The 5,772-nt window shown below is 63.0% G+C and carries 7 protein-coding genes and 1 pseudogene; 6 read left to right on the top strand and 2 right to left on the bottom strand.

The genetic code is table 11. The features are described 5' to 3' along the window. Nucleotides 1–597: pseudogene (locus QZ522_RS17295) on the bottom strand (aminotransferase class III-fold pyridoxal phosphate-dependent enzyme); the annotation flags it as partial. On the opposite strand from QZ522_RS17295, the gene QZ522_RS17290 reads away from it, so the two are divergent. From QZ522_RS17290 to lexA, 6 genes are all read left to right on the top strand, one after another. Next, entirely contained in the window at nucleotides 508–702 is a 195-nt protein-coding gene (locus tag QZ522_RS17290; protein ID WP_294614523.1) for a hypothetical protein, read from the top strand. The pseudogene QZ522_RS17295 and the gene QZ522_RS17290 sit on opposite strands and share 90 nt — an antisense overlap. Next, on the top strand, nucleotides 699–1,721 hold the full coding sequence (gene trpD / locus QZ522_RS17285; protein ID WP_294614520.1) for an anthranilate phosphoribosyltransferase: 1,023 nt from the start codon (nucleotides 699–701) through the stop codon (nucleotides 1,719–1,721). The genes QZ522_RS17290 and trpD overlap by 4 nt, the downstream gene beginning before the upstream one ends. Next, nucleotides 1,718–2,533: an indole-3-glycerol phosphate synthase TrpC gene (gene trpC / locus QZ522_RS17280; RefSeq protein ID WP_294614517.1), complete on the top strand. Its 816-nt coding sequence runs from the start codon at nucleotides 1,718–1,720 to the stop codon at nucleotides 2,531–2,533. The genes trpD and trpC overlap by 4 nt, the downstream gene beginning before the upstream one ends. Continuing rightward, nucleotides 2,533–3,027: a cyclic pyranopterin monophosphate synthase MoaC gene (moaC, locus tag QZ522_RS17275; RefSeq protein WP_294614514.1), complete on the top strand. Its 495-nt coding sequence runs from the start codon at nucleotides 2,533–2,535 to the stop codon at nucleotides 3,025–3,027. The genes trpC and moaC overlap by 1 nt, the downstream gene beginning before the upstream one ends. Then, the gene (gene glp / locus QZ522_RS17270) at nucleotides 3,024–4,196 is read left to right on the top strand and encodes a gephyrin-like molybdotransferase Glp (protein WP_294614511.1); all 1,173 of its coding nucleotides are present in this window, start codon (nucleotides 3,024–3,026) and stop codon (nucleotides 4,194–4,196) included. Before moaC ends, glp begins: the two co-directional genes overlap by 4 nt. Before the next feature lie 78 nt (nucleotides 4,197–4,274). Continuing rightward, the gene (lexA, locus tag QZ522_RS17265; protein ID WP_294614508.1) at nucleotides 4,275–4,976 is read left to right on the top strand and encodes a transcriptional repressor LexA; all 702 of its coding nucleotides are present in this window, start codon (nucleotides 4,275–4,277) and stop codon (nucleotides 4,974–4,976) included. Here the strand turns inward: lexA and QZ522_RS17260 are convergent. Further along, the coding region (locus QZ522_RS17260; protein WP_294614505.1) for a ComEC/Rec2 family competence protein at nucleotides 4,970–5,772 on the bottom strand (803 nt) is incomplete at its 5' end. The genes lexA and QZ522_RS17260 overlap by 7 nt on opposite strands.

Raw genomic sequence — 5,772 nt, 5'->3', positions numbered from 1 at the left:
GACAACCCGGTCGGCCTCTTCCCGGCTCAGGCAAAACGGCGGCGCAAAGCCCAGGATGTCGCCCTGCGGCATCGCACGCGCAATAATCTTGTCCTGCTCAAGCAGCTTCGCCGAAATCTGCGGGCCGATCTTGTCTGAGGCGTCAAAGAAGAGGCTGCTGTCCTTGTCTTTCACAAATTCCACCGCACACAACATGCCTTCGCCGCGGATGTCGCCGACATTGGGATGCGCCGCCAGTGCTTCGGCCATGCTGGCGTTGAGATAGGCTCCGACCTCGCCTGCATTTGCCACCAAATTCAGATCATCCAGCAGTTTGAGGTTCGCAACCCCGGCCGCCGCACCGATGGGATGCGCGGAATAGGTCCAGCCGTGGCCAATGGGCCCGTTCTCATCCGTTCCCTTTTCCAGCACCGACCAGACCCGGTCGCCGATTATCGACCCCGAAAGTGGCGCATAGGCCGAGGTCAGCCCTTTGGCGATGGTGATGATGTCCGGCTCCATGCCATAGTGATCCGACCCGAACATCCTCCCCAGGCGACCAAAACCGGTCACCACTTCGTCGGCCACAAGAAGGATATCATGGGCCTTCAGCACCGCGAATTGCCGATCCAGGGGGTTCAGTTCCACCCGGAATCGATTGCGTCGCAGCATGGTCATGCACTTTTGAAAAACTTTACCGACATGATGCAGGTACCGGCATGAGTGATCGCCTGAAACCACTGATCGGGATCGCCGCCGACCGGCCCCTGACCCGCGCCGAGGCGGAAGTCGCCTTTCAGATCCTTTTTGAGGGCGAAGCAACACCAAGCCAGGTTGGCGGGTTGCTCATGGCGCTGCGCACGCGCGGCGAGACGGTGGATGAATATGCCGCCGCCGCCGCCGTAATGCGCGCCAAATGCAACGCCGTCACCGCCCCTGACGGCGCGATGGATATCGTCGGCACCGGGGGCGACGGCAAGGGCACGCTCAATATTTCCACCGCGACCGCCTTTGTGGTGGCGGGTGCGGGCGTGACCGTGGCCAAGCATGGCAATCGCAACCTTTCGTCCAAATCCGGCGCAGCCGATGCGCTTGGACAGATGGGAATCGAGGTGATGGTCGGCGTGCCCGTGGTCGAGCGCGCGTTGCGCGAGGTCGGCATTGCCTTCATGATGGCGCCGATGCACCACCCGGCCATGGCCCATGTCGGCCCGGTCCGCGCAGAGCTTGGTACACGCACGATCTTCAATATCCTGGGGCCGCTGACCAACCCGGCCGGGGTAAAACGACAGCTGACAGGCGCGTTTTCACGCGATCTCATCCGTCCGATGGCCGAAACGCTTGGCCAATTGGGAAGCGAACGCGCCTGGCTGGTGCATGGCAGCGACGGCACCGACGAGCTGACCATCACCGGCATAAGCTGGGTCGCCGCGCTTGAGCAGGACGGCAGCATTCGCGAGGCCGAGTTGCATCCGGAAGATTTCGGCCTGCCGGTGCATCCGTTTGAAGACATCCTCGGCGGCACACCCACCGAAAACGCCAATGCACTGCGCGCGCTTCTGGATGGCGCACCCGGCGCCTATCGCGACGCCGTTCTGCTGAACGCCGCCGCGGCCCTTGTGGTGGCCGACCACGCCCCGGACCTGAAAACCGGCGTGGCACAGGCCGCCGAGAGCATCGACAGCGGTGCCGCGCGCGCCAAGATCACCGCGCTGGCAAACCTGACAACGGAGGCCAAATGAGCACCCCGACCATTCTCGAAAAGATCAAAGCCTATAAACTTGACGAAATCGCCGCCGCCAAAGGCGAACAGTCCTTTGAAACCGTCAGTGCCCTCGCCCATGAGGCACCAGCGGTGCGCCCCTTCGCCGATGCCCTGTTGCAGGCCAGCAAACAAGGCTATGGGCTTATCGCCGAGATCAAGAAGGCCAGCCCGTCCAAGGGCTTGATCCGCGCCGATTTCGATCCGCCCGCCCTGGCCCGCGCCTATGCCGCCGGCGGCGCGACCTGTCTTTCAGTGCTGACCGACACGCCCAGCTTTCAGGGTGCGCCGGAGTACCTCAAGGCGGCGCGTGCGGCCTGTGACCTTCCGGTGCTGCGCAAGGATTTCATGTATGACACGTATCAGGTCGCCGAGGCGCGGGCCTGGGGGGCCGATTGCATCCTGATCATCATGGCCAGCGTCAGCGATGCACAGGCCGCAGAGCTTGAAGCCGCGGCGATAGACTGGGGCATGGATGCGCTGATCGAGGTGCATGACGCCGCAGAGCTTGAGCGCGCGAGCGCCCTGAAATCCCGGATGATCGGCATAAACAACCGTGATCTCAATACCTTCGAGACCACTCTTGATACGACCAGAACACTGTCGAAACGTGTTCCGGCCGATCGGATGATCGTATGTGAAAGCGGTTTGGCCACTCCGGCGGACCTGGCCGATATGGCCCGCTACGGCGCGCGCAGTTTCCTGATCGGCGAAACCCTGATGCGCGCCGATGACGTAACCGCCGCGACTCAGGCGATTCTGGCCAATCCACTGACGGCAGGTGGCCTGTGATGTCTGATCCCGTGACATCAGCAGGCCTGACGCATTTTGACGGCAAGGGCGACGCCCATATGGTGGATGTCTCCGACAAACCCGTGACATCGCGCGTGGCGGTGGCCGAAGGTTACATCAAGATGGCGCGCGAAACCTTTGATATCATTTCAGAAGGTCGCGCCAAGAAAGGCGATGTTCTGGCCGTGGCCCGGCTTGCGGGGATCATGGGCGCCAAGAAGACGCCGGACCTTATCCCGCTGTGCCATCCGCTGCCGGTCACCAAGGTCGCGGTTGATCTCACGCTTGATCCCGACCTGCCCGGCGTGCGGATCGAGGGCACTGTGAAAACCACCGGCCAGACCGGGGTTGAGATGGAGGCATTGAGCGCCGTCAGCATTGCCGCGCTCACCGTCTATGACATGGCCAAGGCCGTGGATAAGGCGATGGAAATCGGCGGCATCCGGGTGATGTTGAAAGATGGCGGAAAATCAGGGCGGTACGAGGCGCAATGATCACCGTCGACGAGGCCCTTGAGAGGCTGTTCACACTGGTCACGCCGCTTGAGAGCGAAGATGTCCCGCTATCCGAGGCCGTGGGCCGGGTTCTGGCCCGCGATGTGGCCGCGCGCCGCGATCAGCCCCCCTTTGCAGCCTCGGCGATGGATGGCTATGCCCTGCGCGAAGATGAGGCGCGCCCGGGTGCCCGCTTTGAGGTGATCGGCGAAGCGGCGGCGGGCCATGGTTTTGCCAGCACGGTCGGCCCCGGTCAGGCGGTGCGCATCTTCACCGGTGCGCCGCTTCCCGACGGGGCCAGCCGGGTGATCATCCAGGAGGATGTGGCGCGCAGTGGCGATCAGATCGCCCTGAACGACGATCTTGACCCCAAGGCACATATCCGCCCGGCAGGCTGTGATTTCAGAACGGGCGAGGCAATGACCGCGCCGCGGGTTCTGCGCCCTGCCGATATTGCGCTTCTGGCCTCGATGAACTGTGCCACGGTGCCGGTAACGCGCAAGCCCGTGGTGGCGCTGATTTCCACCGGGGACGAGTTGGTGATGCCCGGTGAAACCCCCGGCCCTGATCAGATCATCGTGTCGAATACCTTTGGCCTCAAGGCGCTGCTTGAGGGGCATGGCGCAAAGGCGCGTATCCTGCCGATTGCCCGTGACGACATCCCTTCGCTTGAGACCGCGTTCGGCCTTGCCCGGGGTGCCGATCTTGTGGTGACCATTGGCGGGGCCTCTGTCGGTGATCATGATCTTGTCGGCCAGGTTGCGGGGCAAATGGGGCTGGATCGCGCCTTTTACAAGGTGGCGATGCGCCCCGGCAAGCCGCTTATGGCCGGGCGGATGGGCAGCGCCGCGATGGTCGGTCTGCCCGGTAATCCGGTGTCGGCGATGGTTTGCGGCCAGGTGTTTCTGGCGCCCATGATCCGTGCGATGCTTGGGCTTGGAACGGGCCGCTCTCTGCGCCTCAAAACGCGCCTCGCGGCGCCCCTGCCACAGAACGGGCCGCGCGAACATTACATGCGCGCACGCCTTACGCCCGAAGGTCTTGTCGCTGAAAACCGACAGGACAGTTCATTGCTTAGCGTTCTGGCCGAGGCGGACGCTCTTTTGGTACGCCCGATGCATGATCCGGCGCGCGCAATCGGCGATGAGGTCGAATATCTCGATTTTTGACGCGCCCCCTGAAACGCTTGACACAAAACGGGAACATGAGTAGAACAAAAGGAAACGCGGCAACCTGAGGGGCGTCCCATGCTGACCAAAAAACAGCTCGATCTTTTGGAGTTCATTCATAAACGCGTACAACGCGACGGCGTGCCGCCAAGTTTTGATGAAATGAAGGAAGCGCTTGATCTGAGGTCAAAATCCGGCATCCATCGCTTGATCACCGCGCTGGAAGAGCGTGGGTTTATCCGTCGTCTGGCCCACCGCGCCCGCGCGCTTGAGATCGTCAAGCTGCCGGAAAGTCTTGGTGGTGAGGCCACGCATGGCTTTACCCCCCGCGTAATTGACGGTGATCGCCCGTCGGCCGCCCAGCCGGCCAATGCCCAGCCGGTCGAAGCGGTTTATGCAATCGAGCTTCCGGTGATGGGCCAGATCGCGGCCGGCGTGCCGATCGAGGCGATCGCCCATGCCAGCCACAATGTCGCCGTGCCCGGCGCGATGATTTCGGGGTCTGGCGAACATTATGCGCTTGAGGTGAAGGGCGATTCGATGATCGAGGCCGGGATCAACGATGGCGATGTGGTGATCATCCGCGAAACCTCGGTGGCCGATAACGGTGATATCGTCGTCGCCCTCGTCGAGGATCAGGAAGCGACGCTCAAGCGATTTTTCCGCAGGGGCAATGCCATCGCACTTGAGGCTGCCAACCCCGCCTATGAAACCCGCCTTCTCCCCGATGACCGGGTCAAGGTTCAGGGACGTCTTGTTGGATTGATCCGCAGCTATTGACGTAAATGCGGGCTGTTCCAGATCCGCTCGCCGGTGATCTCGCGGGCACCAATGATACGCAGGCCTGTTTCGCTATCGTATAGTGCCAGGGCCCCCGTGGCGCGCAGGGTTGCGGGAGTGATCACATCACAGCCGAGCCCCGCGGGCGGGGCAGTCTCGGGATCGGTTGTCATGACCAGAACCTTGGCGCCCTCGCACTTCAGGGCATGCCGCGCCGCCGCCTTGCCCTCGATCAGCCTGATCGCCGACTCATCCGACATCGCGCCGGGCCAGCGGGCAAAGGCCGTCTCCTGATCGGCGGCGTCGCCGTCGTTTTCAAGCCAGTTTTGCGCGACAAACCCGCCCCCGCGTGGTTTGTTCAGGGCCCGGCCCTGATCGGTCATCACCCCGACCAGCGATGCGGTTTCCGAAATCAGGATGACCGGTCTCGCGGTCCCGGTCCAGAACCAGACCGCCAGCCCCATCGGAATCACCCCCACGGCCCGGCCGCCCCCCCGCCAGAGCACGATCAACAGCGCGCCAAACGCAAGCAACGGCAAGACCACCGGCCCCGGTGCGGACACAAGGACGCGCGCTCCGTCAAGGTCTGCCACCCATGCAGAAACCGCCAATATCCAGCGCAGGCCAAGCCCCATTGCCCAAAGCGCAATCCAATCCAACCCGAGCGGCAGCAGACAGGCCGCCAGCACCGCCGAGGGCATCACTAGGACCCCCATCAAAGGCACGCTGGCCAGATTGGCAATCAAACCGTATTGCGCGAACTGGTTGAAATGGGCGGCCCCGACCGGTGCGGTCG

The organism is uncultured Roseovarius sp. (assembly GCF_913054395.1).
In the GTDB taxonomy this organism is placed as follows: domain Bacteria; phylum Pseudomonadota; class Alphaproteobacteria; order Rhodobacterales; family Rhodobacteraceae; genus Roseovarius.
The sequence above is the reverse complement of the archived record's forward strand: the minus strand, read 5'-3'. Positions and strand labels throughout refer to the sequence as shown.